Annotated in this window: 16 protein-coding genes; 8 read left to right on the top strand and 8 right to left on the bottom strand. The window is 71.5% G+C overall.

Annotated features, from left to right (window positions below; all coding sequences use genetic code 11):
- Positions 1 to 263 precede the first annotated feature (263 nt).
- The gene (locus JQX11_RS11865) at positions 264 to 737 is read left to right on the top strand and encodes a hypothetical protein (protein ID WP_204924987.1); all 474 of its coding nucleotides are present in this window, start codon (positions 264 to 266) and stop codon (positions 735 to 737) included.
- 91 nt (positions 738 to 828) lie between these two features.
- Here JQX11_RS11865 and JQX11_RS11860 read toward each other — a convergent pair whose 3' ends face one another.
- Together JQX11_RS11860 and JQX11_RS32305 are read right to left on the bottom strand one after the other, a co-directional pair.
- Positions 829 to 2,016, bottom strand: coding sequence for a helix-turn-helix domain-containing protein (locus JQX11_RS11860; protein ID WP_307826149.1), 1,188 nt, complete (start codon positions 2,014 to 2,016; stop codon positions 829 to 831).
- A complete protein-coding gene (locus JQX11_RS32305) occupies positions 2,006 to 2,206 on the bottom strand; it encodes a hypothetical protein (protein ID WP_232377637.1) in 201 nt (66 codons plus the stop codon). Before JQX11_RS32305 ends, JQX11_RS11860 begins: the two co-directional genes overlap by 11 nt.
- 107 nt (positions 2,207 to 2,313) lie before the next feature.
- On the opposite strand from JQX11_RS32305, the gene JQX11_RS11855 reads away from it, so the two are divergent.
- Positions 2,314 to 3,057 carry a helix-turn-helix domain-containing protein gene (locus JQX11_RS11855; RefSeq protein ID WP_204924986.1) on the top strand — a complete coding sequence of 248 codons (744 nt, stop codon included), beginning with the start codon at positions 2,314 to 2,316 and terminating at the stop codon, positions 3,055 to 3,057.
- On the opposite strand, the gene JQX11_RS11850 is transcribed toward JQX11_RS11855, so the two are convergent.
- From JQX11_RS11850 to JQX11_RS11825, 6 genes are all read right to left on the bottom strand, one after another.
- Positions 3,036 to 3,329 (bottom strand): type II toxin-antitoxin system prevent-host-death family antitoxin, encoded by a 294-nt coding sequence (locus tag JQX11_RS11850; RefSeq protein ID WP_204924985.1) that lies wholly within the window; start codon positions 3,327 to 3,329, stop codon positions 3,036 to 3,038. The two genes, JQX11_RS11855 and JQX11_RS11850, sit on opposite strands and share 22 nt — an antisense overlap.
- Before the next feature lie 80 nt (positions 3,330 to 3,409).
- Complete coding sequence (locus JQX11_RS11845; RefSeq protein WP_204924984.1) at positions 3,410 to 5,152, bottom strand: ABC transporter substrate-binding protein; 1,743 nt, start codon at positions 5,150 to 5,152, stop codon at positions 3,410 to 3,412.
- A 118-nt stretch (positions 5,153 to 5,270) separates the two neighbouring features.
- A complete protein-coding gene (locus JQX11_RS11840) occupies positions 5,271 to 6,257 on the bottom strand; it encodes an ABC transporter permease (protein WP_204924983.1) in 987 nt (328 codons plus the stop codon).
- 12 nt (positions 6,258 to 6,269) lie between these two features.
- Positions 6,270 to 7,274: an ABC transporter permease gene (locus JQX11_RS11835; RefSeq protein ID WP_204924982.1), complete on the bottom strand. Its 1,005-nt coding sequence runs from the start codon at positions 7,272 to 7,274 to the stop codon at positions 6,270 to 6,272.
- On the bottom strand, positions 7,271 to 8,335 hold the full coding sequence (locus JQX11_RS11830; RefSeq protein WP_307826148.1) for an ABC transporter ATP-binding protein: 1,065 nt from the start codon (positions 8,333 to 8,335) through the stop codon (positions 7,271 to 7,273). The genes JQX11_RS11835 and JQX11_RS11830 overlap by 4 nt, the downstream gene beginning before the upstream one ends.
- 114 nt (positions 8,336 to 8,449) lie before the next feature.
- Complete coding sequence (locus JQX11_RS11825) at positions 8,450 to 9,493, bottom strand: ABC transporter ATP-binding protein (protein WP_372444579.1); 1,044 nt, start codon at positions 9,491 to 9,493, stop codon at positions 8,450 to 8,452.
- Positions 9,494 to 9,739: 246 nt separating this feature from the next.
- On the opposite strand from JQX11_RS11825, the gene JQX11_RS11820 reads away from it, so the two are divergent.
- The 6 genes from JQX11_RS11820 to JQX11_RS11795 all read left to right on the top strand — a co-directional run bounded on the left by JQX11_RS11820 (position 9,740) and on the right by JQX11_RS11795 (position 17,302).
- The gene (locus JQX11_RS11820; RefSeq protein WP_204924980.1) at positions 9,740 to 10,288 is read left to right on the top strand and encodes a Uma2 family endonuclease; all 549 of its coding nucleotides are present in this window, start codon (positions 9,740 to 9,742) and stop codon (positions 10,286 to 10,288) included.
- Positions 10,289 to 10,320: 32 nt separating this feature from the next.
- Positions 10,321 to 11,757: a TldD/PmbA family protein gene (locus JQX11_RS11815; RefSeq protein WP_204924979.1), complete on the top strand. Its 1,437-nt coding sequence runs from the start codon at positions 10,321 to 10,323 to the stop codon at positions 11,755 to 11,757.
- Entirely contained in the window at positions 11,754 to 13,217 is a 1,464-nt protein-coding gene (locus tag JQX11_RS11810) for a TldD/PmbA family protein (RefSeq protein ID WP_204924978.1), read from the top strand. The genes JQX11_RS11815 and JQX11_RS11810 overlap by 4 nt, the downstream gene beginning before the upstream one ends.
- 284 nt (positions 13,218 to 13,501) lie before the next feature.
- Positions 13,502 to 14,308, top strand: coding sequence for a succinate dehydrogenase subunit SdhC (gene sdhC / locus JQX11_RS11805; protein ID WP_088644275.1), 807 nt, complete (start codon positions 13,502 to 13,504; stop codon positions 14,306 to 14,308).
- Positions 14,309 to 14,321: 13 nt separating this feature from the next.
- Positions 14,322 to 16,235 carry a fumarate reductase/succinate dehydrogenase flavoprotein subunit gene (locus JQX11_RS11800; RefSeq protein ID WP_204924977.1) on the top strand — a complete coding sequence of 638 codons (1,914 nt, stop codon included), beginning with the start codon at positions 14,322 to 14,324 and terminating at the stop codon, positions 16,233 to 16,235.
- Entirely contained in the window at positions 16,235 to 17,302 is a 1,068-nt protein-coding gene (locus tag JQX11_RS11795; RefSeq protein ID WP_204924976.1) for a succinate dehydrogenase/fumarate reductase iron-sulfur subunit, read from the top strand. The genes JQX11_RS11800 and JQX11_RS11795 overlap by 1 nt, the downstream gene beginning before the upstream one ends.
- The last annotated feature ends 178 nt before the right edge of the window (positions 17,303 to 17,480 follow it).

Genomic DNA, 17,480 nt, shown 5'->3' with positions numbered 1-17,480 from the left:
CCCACAGATGCTCAATCACCTGCCGATGACCCGCTGTCAACACATGCGCCCGCGCCATCCCCACTCCTTCGACCGATCCATACCGTGATCAACGATCACTTGCACAGACCGGTCGAACCCGCCGGCCGGGATCTGACGCAAACCTCTTGATCATCGGGGTCGGGTGGTGGACGGAGCGACCGAGCGTAGGCACGGGGCTGTGGGAAAGGGCAGCGTCGATCACACTTTCGGGGGTCCCGTCCGCCCGACACCCCGGAGACGACATGCAGCCCTTGTACGAGGAGCGGACCACGCGACGTCGTCCCGGGTGGATGTGGGCCGGGGCTGCTGCTGGGCTGCTGCTCGCAGGGGGAATGTTCGTGGGCAACAGCACCAGGGCCCGAACCCCGGTCGCGGCGAACCGGCCGCCGGGGGAGACGTTCGTGGCCTCGGGCACGGTGCTGCTCGGCGACAGGGGGTCCTTCGTCACCGACGGTCATGGTGGCTGCTCCGGGACGGGCGGCCACGCCGACGTCCAAGAGGGTGCCCAGGTGGTCATCTTCGCCGGCCTCGGATTCGCCGGTGGACGGTTGACCGACGCCCGTGCACTCGCCGACGGCACCTGCCAGTTCCGGTTCTCGGTGTCGGGAATTCCGGCCCGCCAGGACAGCTACCTGCTGATGGTCGCCGACCGGGATTCCCGGCAGTACGTCGAGCAGGAACTGAAGAGCGCCCTACTGGCCCTGCGGGTCGACTGACCGCCGGCCCGTCGCGCGACCCGGTCAGCGGATCATCTTCGCCGCCCGGGTCGACGCCGCCGGGCGATCCGGCAGGCGGGACCGCTCCTCGTCAGAGCAGCCCGAGGCTGACGGCGAGCGGGGTGATCGTGGTGGGAGCACGCGGGTCGCGGGCGAGTTGATCGACCACCTTCCGTACCACGGGCCGGTGCCGGACCTCGGCGGGCGCGACACGGTCGGCGCGGATCAGTGCCCGCGCCGCGCCGACCGGATCGCCGGTCAGCAGGTACCCGCGCGCCGCGTCGACCAGGTGGGCGGCCCGGTGCTCGACCGGCAGCCAGCGCCACCCGTCCCACCCGATCACCTCCTCGTGCCGGGCGACCGCCTGCGGGCCGTCGCCCAGTTCCACGGCGGCGGTGACCCGTCCCGCCTCGACGGCCGCCGGCCCGAACCCCGTCCGGTGATGGTCGTGACCGTCGCCGACCTGGGCGGCCATCTCGGTGGCCTCGTCCAACAGGTCGTCGGCCGCCCAATCGTCCCCCGTCCGTGCCGCGATCAATGCAGCCTGCACCCGTAGCGATCCGCACAACGACCACTCCTGCGGCGTACCACGGTTGGGATCGACCGGGGCGATCTGGTACGCGGCGGCCAGCATCACCGACCGCGCCCGCGCCACCGTCCGCAGCACCTGACCGAGTTGCACCGCCGCGCCCGCCAGCAACACCCGGTCACCGGTGGCGGCGGACATCGCCCGATCGGCGGCCAACCAGGCAAGGCTTCGCTCGTCCAGCTTCACCAGCAGCGCCGCCGTCACCCGGTACGCCTGCACCACCGCCACCCGGTACGCCTCCGGGTCCCGCACGTGGGCACGATGCACCTCGGTCAACAGTCCGGGCAGCAACTCCACCAGGCGCGGATACCGGGCCTGCTGGTACGCCGCCCACGCGTGCCCCAACGCCCGCGCCAGTCGATCCGTCGACATCACTTCCCGGCCCGCCGCCCGGCCAAGAACCATCTCGTACGTCGACAGCGCCGCTCTGATCCGGGCGACGCCCGTATCGCGTGCGGCCACCTCGGCGGGTTGGGCGTCCCGACCGAGCAACATCGCGGTGTCGACCCGCAGTACCGCCGCGACCTCGCGGATGGTCGACACCCGTTCCAGTGGGCGGATGCCACGCTCGACCTTGTCCACCCAGCTCTTCGACTTGCCGAGCCGATCGGCGAAGGACTGCTGCGACAGCTTCCGCCGCACCCGCAGGTACGCGACCCGCCGACCGATCGGCACCGCGTCACCGCTCACCGCGCCACCGCCGATCCGGCACCGCCCGGGTCGTTTCCTCCACGGGTATCCGCTCCGCCTCGGCCTGCGCCAGAATCCGCTGCCGGGCCGCCTCCCGCTCGGCGGCGTCGATCTGCTCACCCCGGCTCGTCGCCTTGACGTTCCACCGCCACCTCCGTCGACAACGCGGCGGCAGATCCAGCCACCGCATGCTACACAGATTTGACGCTGGAATGTCGCCGCGCACGACGGCATAGCGAATGACAAAAAGGTCATCCTGCGGACGACATTTGGGCGACATGACGGTACCCTGACGGCATGGCCGCCCCCAACCTCGCACTGCGCGCCGTCCGGACCAGGATGCGCTTGAGCCAGGACGATTTCGCCCGTGCGCTGCAGGCCGCCGGCCACCGTGCCGGCGAACCCAACGACGCCAACAAGCGGCTCGTCCAACGTTGGGAGTCCGGGATGACCGCCGCCCCTCGGCCCGTGTACGCCCGTGCGTTGGAGGTCGTCACCGGTCTGCCCATCACACTGCTCGGCTTCGCCACGTCCCCTGACGGCGACGCGGTCGACGACCAGCACGGCGGCGACGGTGTCACCTCGCCCATGTCCGACCTGGCCACCCCGACGCCCAGATCAGCCGCCGCGCACGGGTCACACGAGGGGGTGTGGCTCAGCCGCTATCAATACCACTCCAGCAGTCGCGGCGAATCCTTCGCCGGGCAGCACTTCGTGGTGGTGCTCCAGCACGGCGACCGGTTGACCGTGCGCAGCCTGCCCGGCTCGGCGGCATCGTCGCTGTCGCTGGATCTCAGCGTGGACGGTGCCGTCGTCACCGGGACCTGGGTGGAGCAGACCGACCCCGCCGGCCACTACCGGGGAGCCCGCTACCACGGCGCCATCCAACTGCTGGTGGAGCCGACCGGTCGACGGATGGCCGGGAAGTGGGTCGGGTTCGGCAAGGACATGGACGTCAACACCGGCCCCTGGGAGCTTACCTTCCAGGACGCCTCGACCTCCAAGGCGACGCTCGACCGCTACAACACCCCGCCCGGGTAGGCACCAGGGTCCAACTCGCGGCGCAGCTCGGTCAGCGGAACGGGCGTGTCGCCCTCGTCGATGCGGGCCAGGGCCTCCCGGGCGGCAGCGACGTCGGCGGCATCCTCGGCGCGTTCGATCGCCTCGGCCAGCTCGGCGGGGACGATGGCGGCCAGTCGCTGCCCACGCCGGGTGACAGAGGTGATCCGCCCGGCGTAGTGGGCGCGGGAGACGACGTCCGCAAGACTGTCGCGGGCATCGGAGATCGGCAGTTCGGCGGCGGGCTCGCTCATGTCACCAATTGTCCAACAGAGCCGACGGGCTCCCTCCCGATCGGCGTCGGGAGGGAGCCCGGTTCCGGCTCAGCGTGCGGTCACTGCTTGACGTGGGCGTTGACGAACGAGGGGTAGCCGAAGACGCTGGAGATGAACACCCCGCCCACCTTCGAGCCGTGCACCGTGTAGGCCACGTCCACGAAGAGCGGCACCACCGGGGCGTACTCGGTCATGATCCGCCGGTCGAGCTTGCCCCACTCGGGCCCCTGGTCGGCCGGGGGCATGGCCTGGATGCGGTCGATCTCGGCGTTGACCGCCGGATCGTTGAAGTACGCCTGGTTGCTGTTGCCCTCGGCCCTGATCGTGCGGCCGTCGTAGAGCACCGGCAGGATCGACGCGCCGCTGGGCCAGTCGGCGGCCCAGTTGCCGATGTAGAGGTCCCACGGGTTGTTCTTCTTCTTGATCTCGTCGAGTTTCGCGTCGTCCGGGATGTTCCGCAGCGTGATCCTGAATCCGGCACGTTCCAGGTTGGCCTTGAGCTGGGTGCCCATCTGCTGCTCGGTGGTGTTGTCGGCCACCCCGAGAACCAGCTCCGGGGTCTTGCCGGCGAGCAGCTCCTTGGCCTTGTCGACGTCGCCGTTGGCACCGGCCGGGTAGGCGTCGTACGCCTGGTAGCCGATGGTGGACGGCGGCATCAGGGTGGTCATCGGCTGGGCGACGGTCTGCCCGCCGAGCGCCTTGACCAGGCCGTCGCGGTCGATGGCGTAGTTGAGCGCCCGGCGGACGGCGAGGTCGGTGACCCGCTGGTTGTTGATGACGAGCTGGTTGGCGCTCGGCGTCGGCGACAGGACGCTGCGCGACTTGAGACCCCGGTCCTGGGCGACCCGGGCGACCAGCGAGGCGGGCACGTAGTTCCAGGCCAGCGCGCTCTGGTCGGTGCCGTTGTCGGCGATCACCCGGTTGACGGCCGCGTCGGCGGTCGGCCCGAAGGTCCAGACGAACTGGTCCGGGTACTGGTGGCGGACCGGGTCGGTGGCGGCGTCCCAGTGCGGGTTACGGTCCAGGGTGAGCTGCACCCCGGCCTGGTTCTTGGCGATCTTGTACGGCCCGGAGGAGAACGGTCGCTGGTCCAGGTTGACGCCGGTGTCCTGGTCCGGCCGCAGCGGCGCGGTGGTCGGCAGCGAGACCGCGAACGGCAGGTCGCAGCGGGGCTTGGCGAACTCGAACCGCAGCGTCTTCGCATCCGGGGTGGTCAGCCCCGGCGGCAGCGAGGTCTTGTTCTTCCGGAAGTCCCACTTCGTGTCGTACTGCGGGGTGTCGGCGAGCCACTCCTGGAGGTAGGTGGGGCCGCCGGTCAGGTCGGGGTCGAAGGAGCGGGCGATGCCGTACGCGATCTCCCGGGACGTGATCGGGCTGCCGTCCTCGAACTTCACCCCGTCCTTGACGGTGAACTCCCAGACCCGGCAGTCGCTGTTCACGTTGTTGCCCGGGTTCTGCGCCAGGTCACCGACCAGGACCAGGCCACCGTTGCCGTCGTCCTTCCAGGTGGTCAGGTAGCGGGCGAACAGCGGGTTGGCCATCAGGCCGGCGAACGAGTACGTCCGCTGCGGGTCCAGGTGGGAGATGGGGGTCTCCCGGATGATGGTGAAGGTGCCACCCCGGGTCGCCCCGTCGACCTCGGCGGCGGGGCCCTGGGAGTCCTTCGGGTCGGTGGCGATCACCCCGGTCTGCTGCCGGTCGGTGTCCACGGTGGTGCCCTCGCCCGTGTTCTCCGAGCAGGCCCCCAACGCCACCACCAGGGCGATCGCCCCGCCGACGGCGGCTGCTGCGCGTGGTCGCATCTCCTACCTCCTCCACCCGTTCGGCGGCGGAGGTGGCCGCCGACGTCCGGGATCGTCAAGAAGAAAAACTTCGGACTGTTTAGCAGATGCCGGTAACTTCCACCGCCCGACGGGCCGGTCAGCGCAACCGCACCCGGGGGTCGATCGCCGCGTACAGCAGGTCCACCAGCACGTTCGCCAGCACCACGAAGACCGCCGCGATCAGCACGGTCGCCATGATGGTGGGCAGGTCACCGGCGCGCACCGCGTCGACCGCCGTACGCCCCATGCCGCCCAGGCCGAAGGTCGTCTCGGTGATCACCGTGCCGCCGAGCGCACCGCCGACGTCCAGGCCGGCGATGGTCACCACCGGCGTGATCGCCGCGCGCAGCGCGTGCCGCCCGTACACGGTGCGTCTGGCCAGGCCCTTGGCCCGCGCGGTGCGGACGAAGTCCTCCGACAGCGTCTCCAGCATCTGCGCCCGGGACAGCCGGGCGTAGATCGCGGAGAACAGGAACGCCAGCGCCAGCCAGGCCAGCACCAGCCCGCCGGCCCACCGCAGCGGGTCGTCGGACAACGGCGTGTAGCTCGGCACCGGCAGCCAGTGCAGCGTGTAGACGAACACCAGCAGCAGCACCGCCCCCACGAAGTAGAGCTGCAACGACGCCCCGGCCAGCGAGAAGCCGATCGCCGCCCGGTCCAGCCAGGTGCCCCGGCGCAGCGCCGAGACCATGCCCAGACCCACCCCGAGCAGCAGCCACAGCACCGCCGCCGGGACGACGATGCTCAACGTCACCGGCAGCACCCGGGCGATGGTGTCGCTGACCGCCTCGTTGGACACGTACGACCAGCCCAGGCAGGGTGCGTCGCACCGGCCGCCCTGGGCGCTGCCGAGATCCCGGCCGGTCACGATGCCCTTCATGTAGCCGGCGTACTGGCTGATCAGCGGGTCGCGCAGGCCCAGTTCCTGACGGACCCGCTCCAGCCGTTCCGGGTTGCAGTTCTTGGGGCACATGCCGGTGACCGGGTCCCGGGGCAGGGCGAAGAACATCAGGAAGCTGAGCACGCTGACCGCGAAGAGCGTCAACGCCGCCGAGAAGAGCCGCTTGACCAGGAACCGCGCCATCGCCGGGCCCTCCTACCGGGACGACTTCGGGTCGAGCGCGTCGCGCAGCGCGTCGCCGAAGAGGTTGAAGGCGAACACGAGCGCGAAGATCGTGATGCCGGGGAAGAAGACGTACGCCGGATCGGTCTGGAGGTAGTCCAGGCTGCGGTAGATCATCCGGCCGAAGCTGGGGGTGGCGTCGGTCAGCCCGACGCCGATGAACGACAGCGCCGCCTCGCTGGTGATGTACGCCGGCACCGCCAGCGAGAAGGACACCAGGATCGGCGCCCAGAGGTTCGGCAGCAGTTGCCGGAACAGCATGTGCCCCAGTCCCGCGCCGCTGGCCCGCGCCGCCTCCACGAACTCCCGCTCACGCAGCGCGATCACCTGCCCGCGCACCAGCCGGGCGGTGCCCGTCCAGCCGAACAGCGCGAAGATGGCGATCAGCACCCCGATCTGGAAGGCGGCCGGCACCTCCTCCCGCTGGCCGTAGAAGCGCAGCGCGATGGTCGGCGTCAACGCCAACGCGATGATCAGGAACGGCATCGCCAGGGTCAGGTCGGTGACCCAGTTGACCACCGCGTCCAGCCAGCCGCCCAGGTAGCCGGCGACGGTGCCCAGCACGACACCGATCGCCGCCGTGGTCACCGCCGCCGCCACGGCGATGAACAGCGAGGTACGCAGCCCGTGCACCAGCCGGATGAAGATGTCCCGGCCCAGCCCCGGTTCCAGCCCGAACCAGTGTTCCCCGGTCACCCCGCCGGCGTAGCCGAGCGGCATCCCGAACCCGTCCAGCCGGGACTGGAACTGCTCCCGGGGACCGGTCCCGTACGCCCACTCGATCAGCGGCACGGCGAGCGCCACCAGCACGAAGAACACCAGCATCCCGCCGCTGACCAGCCCGGTCCGGTCCCGCCGCAGCCGGGCCCAGGCGAGTTGGCCGGGCGAGCGCCCGACGAACCCGGAACCGGGCGGGTCGCCACCCGTCGCGGTCTCGGCCTCGACCAGCGTCGCCGGGTCGACCGGGGACACGCTCATGTCGCCACCTCCTCGGTGCCGCCGCCGACCCGATCCGCGCCGGCAGCCGCCACGGCACCGCCCGGCCCGGCCGGCGGCGGGCCGGTCTCCGGGAAGTGGCATGCGGTGGCGTGCCGGCCGCCGCCGTCGTCGTCGACCACCAGCGCCGGCTCCTCACGGGCGCAGACGTCCCGCGCCCGGGGACACCGGGTCCGGAACCGGCAGCCCGACGGCGGGTCCAGCGGCGTGGGCACGTCCCCGGTCAGCCTGATCCGCCCCGCCCCACCCGGCGCGCTCACCTCCGGGACCGCCGACAGCAGCGCCCGGGTGTACGGGTGCCGGGGAGACCGGTAGATGTCGTCCCGGTCGCCGATCTCCACGATCCGGCCCAGGTACATGACCGCGACCCGCTGGCAGAAGTGCCGCACCACGGCCAGGTCGTGCGCGATGAACACGAACGCCAGGCCGAGGTCGCGTTGCAGGTCCCGCAGCAGGTTCACCACCTGCGCCTGGATCGAGACGTCGAGGGCGGAGACCGGCTCGTCCGCGACGATCAGCTTCGGCCGCAGGGCCAGCGCGCGGGCGATCCCGACCCGCTGCCGCTGCCCGCCGGAGAACTCGTGCGGGTAGCGGTTGTAGTGCTCCGGGTTCAGCCCGACCAGCTCCAGCAGCTCCCGGACCCGCGCCTTCACCCCGCCGGGCGGGTCGATCCCGTTGACCTGCAACGGCATCGCCACGATCCGCCCGACGGTGTGCCGGGGGTTCAGCGAGGCGTACGGGTCCTGGAAGATGATCTGCAGGTCCTGCCGTAGTGGACGCAGCTCACGCCGACGGGCGTGGGTGATGTCCCGGCCGGCGAACTCGATCGTCCCGGCGGTCGGCTCCAGCAGCCGGACCAGCATCCGGCCGGTGGTGCTCTTGCCGCAGCCGGACTCCCCCACCAGGCCCAACGTCTCGCCGGGCCGCACGTCGAAGTCAAGCCCGTCCACGGCCCGCACCAGCCCCCGCGACCGCAGGCCGGTGCGGACCGGGAAGTGCTTGGTCAACCCCCGCACCCGCAACAACGGCTCGCCCGCGTTCACGGCAGCCGCCTCTCGTCCGCGACTGCGGGACTCCGCTGCGCTACGTTCCTCGCGCTCATGGCAGCCGCCTCTTGCCCGCGACTGCGGGACTCCGCTGCGCTACGTTCCTCGCGCTCATGGCAGCCGCCTCTCGCTCAGGGAGCCGGCGGCCAGGCGGGTGCGGTCGTCGGCGGGCAGGTGGCAGGCGACCAGGTGGCCGTCCGCGCCGGCCGGGACGAGCTGCGGCACCTCGGCGCGGGAGCGGTCGTCGGCGTACCGGCAGCGGGGGTGGAACGCGCAGCCGGCCGGCAGGTCGATCAGGGAGGGCGGGTTGCCCGGGATGGGCACCAGGTCCGCGTCCGGGTCGCCGTGCAGCGACGGCACGCTGGAGAGCAACCCCCAGGTGTACGGGTGCTGCGGCCGGCGGAGCACCTGCGTCACGCTCCCCCGCTCGACCACCCGCCCGGCGTACATGACCAGCACGTCGTCGGCGACCTGGGCGACCACCCCCAGATCGTGGGTGATCAGCACGATCGCGGTGTGGAACTCGGCCTGGAGGTCGGCGAGCAGGTCGAGGATCTGGGCCTGCACCGTCACGTCCAGCGCGGTGGTCGGCTCGTCGGCGATGACCAGGGCCGGGTCGTTGACCAGCGCCATCGCGATCATCGCCCGTTGCCGCATCCCGCCGGAGAACTCGTGCGGGTACTGGTCGTAGCGGCGGGCCGGCTGCGGGATGCCCACCCGGTCGAGCATGTCCACGGCACGGGTCCGCGCCGCCCGCCGCCCCGCCCGGGGGTGGTGCACCCGGTACGCCTCGGCGATCTGCCGCCCCACGCTGTAGTAGGGGTGCAGCGCGGAGAGCGGGTCCTGGAAGATCATCGCCACGTCGCGGCCGCGCAGCCGGCGTACCCGGTCCTCGCCAAGGCCGACGAGTTGCCGTCCGCCGACGCTGATCGTGCCGGTGACGGTGCCGCGTCGGGGGTCGTGCAGGCCGAGCACGGCCAGCGCGGTGACGCTCTTGCCGGAGCCCGACTCGCCGACGATGCCGAGCGTCCGGCCGCGCGGCACGGCGAAGGACACCCCGTCGACCGCGCGCACCACGCCGTCGGCCGTGTCGAACCGCACCCGCAGGTCGTCCACCCGCAGGTACGGGTCGTCGCCACCGCGCGGCTCCGGCACGGCCGGGCCGGCGTCCGGCGGGCCGGGCGGCGCTGCTTGCGGACTGTCCACGACCGCCTCCCTCGGGTTGTAGGGAACCTACAACAAACAGACGAGGCTGAAAATAAGCTACGGACAGCGAGCTGGCGCCGGACCACAGCGTAGTCGCCACACGGTGCGGACGCCGTCCCATCGCACCCGGGGTGCGACCATGGGCGAGGTGCCCGGTGGAGGATGCCCGGCGACACGAGGTGGAGGTGACCGACCATGACCGCAGCGGTGTTCGGCCACGACGGACCGTGGACCGAAGAGGAGTACCTCTCCCTCGACGAGACATCTCAACGCGTCGAACTCTTCGACGGGAGCCTCCACGTGACCCCAGCCCCCACCCCCCGCCACCAGCGCATCTCGCGCAAACTAGGCAACATACTCGAACCGGCGGCCGAGCAGGCCGGTCTGGAACTGCTGGAGGCGGTGAACGTCCGGCTTCGCCCCGGCCGCATCCCCATCCCCGACCTCGTCATCACCGACCCCGTGAATCTGGACGAGCCGATGATCGAGGCGGACGAGGTGCACCTCGTCTGCGAGATCATCTCGCCGAGCAACGCGTCCACCGACAAGGTCCTCAAGATGCACTACTACGCGGCCGCCGGCATCGGGTGGTATCTGCTGGTGGAGCAGAAGACCGGCGCGCTACGCCTCTACCGTCGACGGGGACGCCACTACACGGAACACTCCGCCACCAAACGGGGCGAGGCCCTGCGCCTACTCGACCCGGTGCGGGCCACGATCCGGCCCGAGGATCTGGTGCCCTGACGGATGTCGGTGGACTGGCCTAGGGTCGGTCCATGACCGAGTTCGACGCGGCAGCCGCAGCCGTACAGGCCGCTCTCGACGCCGGTGCCCGGTATGCCGACGCCCGGGTGATGCACCGGCGCTACGAGTCGATGTCCGCGCGCAACGGCGCGATCGAGGAGCTGACCCAGGACGAGAGCCTCGGCCTGGGCGTACGCGCGCTGGTCGGGTCGGGGTGGGGCTTCCACGCCGTACCCGAGCTGTCCGACGCGGCGGCCCGCGCAGCCGGCCGGCGGGCCGCGGAGGTGGCCGCCGCGAGCGCCCGGGTTGCCGGCCCACCGATCACGCTGACCCCGGCCGAGCCGGTGGTGGCGAGCTGGTCCTCCGACTGCGCGGTCGATCCGCTCGGCGTGCCGCTGTCCGACAAGGGCGACCTGCTGGTCCGGGCCACCGAGGCGGCGCGCGGGCAGGGGGCCGACCTGGCCGAGGGGCTCTACCAGATCTGGGACACCCGCAAGTGGTTCGTCTCCAGCGAGGGACACCGCATCGACCAGCACATCCGCGAGTGCGGCGGCGGCATCTCGGCCACCTCGATCGGCGAGCACGAGACCCAGCGCCGCTCCTGGCCGAGCTACCGGGGCCAGTACGGCACCACCGGATGGGAGCTGGTCGAGTCGCTCGACCTGACCGCGCACGCCGCCCGGATCGCCGACGAGTCCCGGGCGCTGCTCACCGCCCCGCAGTGCCCGGCCGGCGAGACCGACCTGATCCTGGGCGACGAGCAGCTCGCGTTGCAGATCCACGAATCGGTCGGGCACGCCATCGAGCTGGACCGCATCCTCGGCTGGGAGGCCGCCTTCGCCGGCACCTCCTGGCTCGACCTGGCCCAGCTCGGGTCGCTGCGCTACGGCTCCGAGCTGATGAACGTCACCATCGACCCGACGATCCCCGGCGCGCTGGGCAGCTTCGGCTTCGACGACGAGGGCTCCCCGGCGGTCCGACGCGACGCGGTACGCGAGGGCCGCTGGGTCGGGGTGCTCGCCGGCCGGGATTCGGCCGCCGTCGCCGGCCTCGGTTACGGCGGCAGCGTACGCGCCGACGGCTGGGCCCGGCTGCCGATGGTGCGGATGACCAACGTGGGCCTGGAACCCGGTCCGCACACCCTCGACGAGATCATCGCGGCCACCGACGACGGGGTGCTGATGGACGTCAACCGGTCCTGGTCGATCGACGACCGACGGCTGAACTTCCAGTTCGGCTGCGAGATCGCCTGGGAGGTGCGCAACGGCCGGCGCGGCCGGATGCTGCGCAACCCCACCTACACCGGCATCGGTCCGCTGTTCTGGCGGTCGATGGACATGCTCTCCTCCGAGATCGTCCCGTGGGGCACCCCGAACTGCGGCAAGGGCCAGCCCGGCCAGATCGGGCACACCGGGCATCCGGCGGCGCCGGCCCGGTTCCGGGGCGTCCGGGTGGGGGTGCGGGCATGACCGGCCTGCGGGACCCCGGGGCGACCGAGCTGGACGTCGCCGCCCGGGTGGTGGAGCTGGTCCACGAGATGGCCGGCCCGGCCGCCGAGGCCGAGGTCACCGTCGTCCGGCACGATCTGGCGTTGACCCGGTTCGCCAACTCGTTCATCCACCAGAACGTCGCCGAGTCGCAGGTGACGGTCCGGCTGCGGGTGCACGTCGACGGTCGGACGGCCGCCGGGGGCGGCAGCCTGGTCGGCCCGGACGGGCTGCGGGCCCTGGTCGGGCGGACCCTCGCCGCGGCCCGGCTCTGCCCGCCCGACCCGGCCTGGCCGGGGCTGACCCCACCGTCGGCGGTGCGCTCCAACGGCCTGCTCGACGAGGCCACCGCCTACGCCGAGCCGGCGGCCCGCGCCGACCGCGTCCGGGCCTTCGTCGACGCGGTGGACGGGCTGGAGGCGGCCGGGTACTGCCGCACCTCCTACCGGTCGGCGGCGTTCGCCAACTCGGCCGGCCAGGCGGCGCAGGGGCGCACCACCGAGGCGGCGATGGACGGCATCGCCCGCACGGGCGGCGCGGACGGGGTGGCCCGGATCTGCGCCGGTCGCCTCGACGAGGTGGACGGCACGGTCCTGGGGGTCCGGGCGGCGGGGAAGGCACGGGCCGCCGCCGACCCGGTCGAGCTGCCCCCGGGCCGGTACGAGGTGGTCCTCGAACCGGCCGCGGTAGCCGACCTGTTGCAGAATCTCGCCTGGTACGGCTTCAACGGCAAGCGGCACGTCGAGGGCCAGTCGTTCGCCCGCCCCGGCACCGCCCAGTTCGATCCTGCGGTGACCCTCCTCGACGATCCGACGTACGGCGGGGCGATGCCGTTCGACCTGGAGGGCACGCCGCGTACGGCGCTGACCCTGGTCGAGGCGGGCACCACCCGCGCGGTGGCCCACGACCGGCGCAGCGCCGCCGGGGCGGGCACGTCGTCGACCGGCCACGGGGCGCCGGGCGGCGCCACCTTCGGCCCGATCCCCCGCAATCTCCGGATGCCCGGTGCACCGCAGGCGGCGGCCGACGGGGGTGCGGACGATGGCGCGGTGGGCCCGCAGGGCGGTGCGGTGGGCCCGGCGAGCGGCGGCGGCCCGGTCGCGGGGGCGGTGGCGGACGCGGACACCGCCGCGCTGGTCGCGCCGATGGCCCGGGGGCTGCTGGTCAGCGATTTCTGGTACACCCGGGTGCTCGATCCGAAGAGCCTGGTGATCACCGGGTTGACCCGCAACGGGGTGTGGCTGGTCGAGGACGGCGTGCCGGTGCGGGCGGTGCGGAACTTCCGGTTCACCGAGGCGTACCCCCGGGCGTTGGGGCCGGGGGCGGTGCTCGGCCTCGGCCGGCGGCCGGTCCGGCAGCCGGACCGGTTCGACGGCGGCTGGTGGGAGGGGCCGCCACTGCGGCTGGCCTCGTGGAACTTCACCGGCGGTGCGTCGGGCTGACCGGTGCCGCAGCGCCCGCGCGGCCGGCCCCGCAGCCGCCTGACGCCTACGGCACATTGATCATGGCTCGGGTCTTTCCAAGGTGCGGGACACACGGGACACTGCGTTGCGCGGCCCGATCGTGATGATCGGCGTAACGTGTGTCACTTAGCTGCGCCGATGTCCCGGCGCGGCTGCCTGCTTGCGCACCACGCGGCAGTGGACACGGTCCGGCCGGTCCACTGACCGGCACGGAACGTGAACCGCCGCCCGCGAGGGCCCGTCCCGTCAGGAAGACGACTCGAATGACATCAACGGCAACGAAGCCGCGGGGGGCGCGGGCGCGCGCCGCCATCGCGGCGAAGACGTTGCGGACCGACCGCTGGTGGTTCGCCCCCCTGATCACCGTCGTCGGGCTCAGTGCCTGGGTGGCGTACGCGACCGTCCGGGTGTTCATGCACAAGTGGTACTGGGTGGACCAGTACCACTACCTGACGCCGTTCTACTCCCCCTGTGTGACCGACCGGTGCGTCGAGGGCTCCTCGCACTTCGGCAGTTTCCTGCCCGGCTGGTGGATCATCCCGGACGCGGCGCTGACCCTGCCGTTCCTGCTGCTGTTCCGGTTGACCTGCTACTACTACCGCAAGGCGTACTACCGGTCGTTCTGGCTGTCGCCACCGGCCTGCGCGGTGCCGGACGGGCACAAGTCCTACTCCGGGGAGACCCGGTTCCCGCTGCTCGGGCAGAACCTGCACCGCTACTTCTTCTACGCCGCCGCGATCATCTCGCTGATCAACACCTGGGACGCGGTCCTCGCCTTCCACTCGCCGGAGGGCTTCGGCTTCGGGCTGGGCAACATCATCCTGCTGGGCAACGTGGTGATGCTGTGGGCGTACACCATCTCCTGCCACTCGTGCCGGCACATCATCGGCGGGCGGCTCAAGCACTTCTCCGCGCACCCGGTGCGGTACCGGGCCTGGACCTTCGTGTCCAAGCTGAACACCCGGCACATGCAGCTCGCCTGGATCACCCTCGGCACGCTGGCCTTCACCGACTTCTACGTGATGGCCATCGCCGCCGGCTGGTTCAGCGACCTGCGGTTCATCAACTAGAGGGCGCGGCGACATGACCACTACCACTCGCATCGAACGACACCACTACGACGTCGTCGTGATCGGGGCCGGCGGCGCCGGCCTGCGCGCGGCGATCGAGGCCCGGCTCGCCGGCAAGAAGACCGCGATCATCTCCAAGTCGCTCTTCGGCAAGGCGCACACCGTGATGGCCGAGGGCGGCGCGGCGGCCGCGATGGGGAACGTGAACAGCCGGGACAACTGGCAGGTGCACTTCCGCGACACCATGCGCGGCGGCAAGTTCCTCAACAACTTCCGGATGGCCGAGCTGCACGCGAAGGAGTCGCCGCAGCGGATCTGGGAGCTGGAGACGTACGGGGCGCTCTTCGACCGGACGAAGGACGGCAAGATCTCCCAGCGCAACTTCGGCGGGCATGAGTACCCCCGGCTGGCGCACGTCGGCGACCGGACCGGCCTGGAGCTGATCCGCACCCTCCAGCAGAAGATCGTCTCCCTCCAGCAGGAGGACAAGCGCGACCTCGGCGACTACGAGGCCCGGATCAAGGTCTTCTCCGAGACGACCATCACCGAGCTGCTGCTCGACGGCGACCGGGTGGCCGGGGCGTTCGGCTACTACCGGGAGTCCGGCGAGTTCATCCTCTTCGAGGCGCCGGCGGTGGTGCTGGCGACCGGCGGGGTCGGCCGGTCCTACAAGGTCACCTCGAACTCCTGGGAGTACACCGGGGACGGGCACGCGCTGGCGCTGCGCGCCGGGGCCACCCTGATCAACATGGAGTTCCTCCAGTTCCACCCGACCGGCATGGTCTGGCCGCCCTCGGTGAAGGGCATCCTGGTCACCGAGTCGGTCCGGGGTGACGGCGGCGTGCTGAAGAACTCCGACGGCAAGCGGTTCATGTTCGACTACGTCCCCGACGTCTTCCGCAAGCAGTACGCGGAGACCGAGGAGGAGGCGGACCGCTGGTACACCGACCCGGACAACAACCGGCGTCCGCCGGAGCTGCTGCCCCGCGACGAGGTCGCCCGCGCGATCAACAGCGAGGTCAAGGCCGGTCGGGGTACGCCGGCCGGCGGCGTCTACCTGGACATCGCCTCCCGGCGTTCGGCCGACGAGATCCGTCGCCGGCTGCCGTCGATGTACCACCAGTTCAAGGAGCTGGCCGACGTCGACATCACCGCCGAGCCGATGGAGGTCGGGCCGACCTGCCACTACGTGATGGGCGGCGTGGAGGTGGACCCGGACTCCGGGGCCGCGTACGGCACCGTGCAGGGGCTGTTCGCCGCCGGTGAGGTCTCCGGTGGCATGCACGGCTCCAACCGGTTGGGCGGCAACTCCCTGTCCGACCTGCTGGTCTTCGGCAAGCGGGCGGGCGGGCACGCGGCGTCGTACACCGATCAGTTGACCTCGCGCCCGAAGGTGCCGGTGAGCGCGGTGGAGACCGCCGTGGAGGCGGCGCTGGCGCCGTTGCAGCGGGACACCGGGGAGAGCCCCTACACCCTCCAGCAGGACCTCCAGGCGGTGATGGGGGATCTGGTCGGGATCATCCGCCGGGAGGGGGAGCTGGTCGACGCCCTGCGCCGGCTGGCCGAGCTGCGCGAGCGGGTGGCGAAGGTGAGCGCGGTCGGCGGCCGGCGCTACAACCCGGGCTGGCACCTGGCGCTGGATCTGCGCAACATGCTCGTCGTCTCGGAGTGCACCGCGAAGGCGGCGCTGGAGCGGCAGGAGTCGCGCGGCGGGCACACCCGGGAGGACTTCCCGACCATGGATCCGAGCTGGCGTCGGGTCAACCTGGTCTGCGCCCTGGACGGCGACACCGTCCGGCTGGAGCACAAGCCGCTGCCGAAGATGCGGGCCGAGCTGATCGGCCTCTTCGACCGTACCGAGCTGGCCAAGTACCTGACCGACGAGGAGCTGGCCGACTTCGACGCCGTCGGTGAGGAGGCGAACTGATGGGAAGCAAGAGGGATTTCCGCATCTGGCGGGGCGACGAGACCGGCGGTGACCTCCAGGACTACTCGGTCGAGGTGAACGAGGGCGAGGTCGTCCTCGACGTCATCCACCGGCTCCAGGCCACCGACGCGCCGGATCTGGCCTGCCGGTGGAACTGCAAGGCCGGCAAGTGCGGCTCCTGCTCGATGGAGATCAACGGCAAGCCCCGGCTGAGCTGCATGACGCGGATGTCGACGTTCGAGGAGTCCGAGACCGTCACGGTCACCCCGCTGCGCACCTTCCCGGTGATCCGGGACCTGGTCACGGACGTCTCGTTCAACTACGAGAAGGCCCGGGAGACGCCGGCCTTCGCCCCGCCGGCCGACCTGGCGCCGGGCGAGTACCGGATGCAGCAGGTCGACGTGGAACGCTCGCAGGAGTTCCGCAAGTGCATCGAGTGCTTCCTGTGCCAGAACGTGTGCCACGTGATCCGCGACCACGAGGAGAACAAGCCGGCCTTCTCCGGCCCCCGGTTCTTCATCCGGGCCGCCGAGCTGGACATGCACCCGCTGGACGCGAAGACCGACCGCAAGCAGTACGCGCAGCAGGAGCAGGGGCTCGGCTTCTGCAACATCACCAAGTGCTGCACCGAGGTCTGCCCCGAGCACATCAAGATCACCGACAACGGGATCATCCCCATGAAGGAACGGGTCGTCGACCGCAGGTACGATCCCCTGGTATGGCTCGGTAGCAAGATCTTCCGTCGGGGCGAGACGCCCCCGAGCACCGCGAACAGCGGGGGAAAGGGGTCCGTGGTGCACAGCGGCGCCCGTCAGGCTGGAGTCCACTCGCACGCCGGAGGCTCCGGCGACCCGGCTGCGGAGGCCCAGGCCCAGCAGGGCGTGAACTGGCACCGCGAGGTCCCGCACCCGACCATGCCGGCGGTCGACGACCGGGGCAAGCTCCCGCTGACGGAGTTGACCTTCGACCGGGCGGCGGCCCCGTCGCCGTTCGGTGACGACGTCACCTTCCCGCTGCCGCCGGAGCACCTCAACTTCGCCCACCCGAGCCAGGACGAGAAGCACTGAACCGGCCCGACGGGCACTGAACCAGCCCGACGGGCACCGAACCGGCACGACAGGCACCGAACCGGCCTGACGGGCACCGGGCCGGACGAACGGCACCGGGCCGGGACGGCCGGCATCGCTACGGCGTGACATCCGCCGGAGCGGGCACGACGAGGTCGACGGGGGTCGACGGCACACG

The sequence above is a fragment of the Micromonospora humida genome, from assembly GCF_016901255.1.
Lineage (GTDB): Bacteria > Actinomycetota > Actinomycetes > Mycobacteriales > Micromonosporaceae > Micromonospora > Micromonospora wenchangensis.
This window is presented reverse-complemented; position numbering and strand designations above follow the sequence as displayed.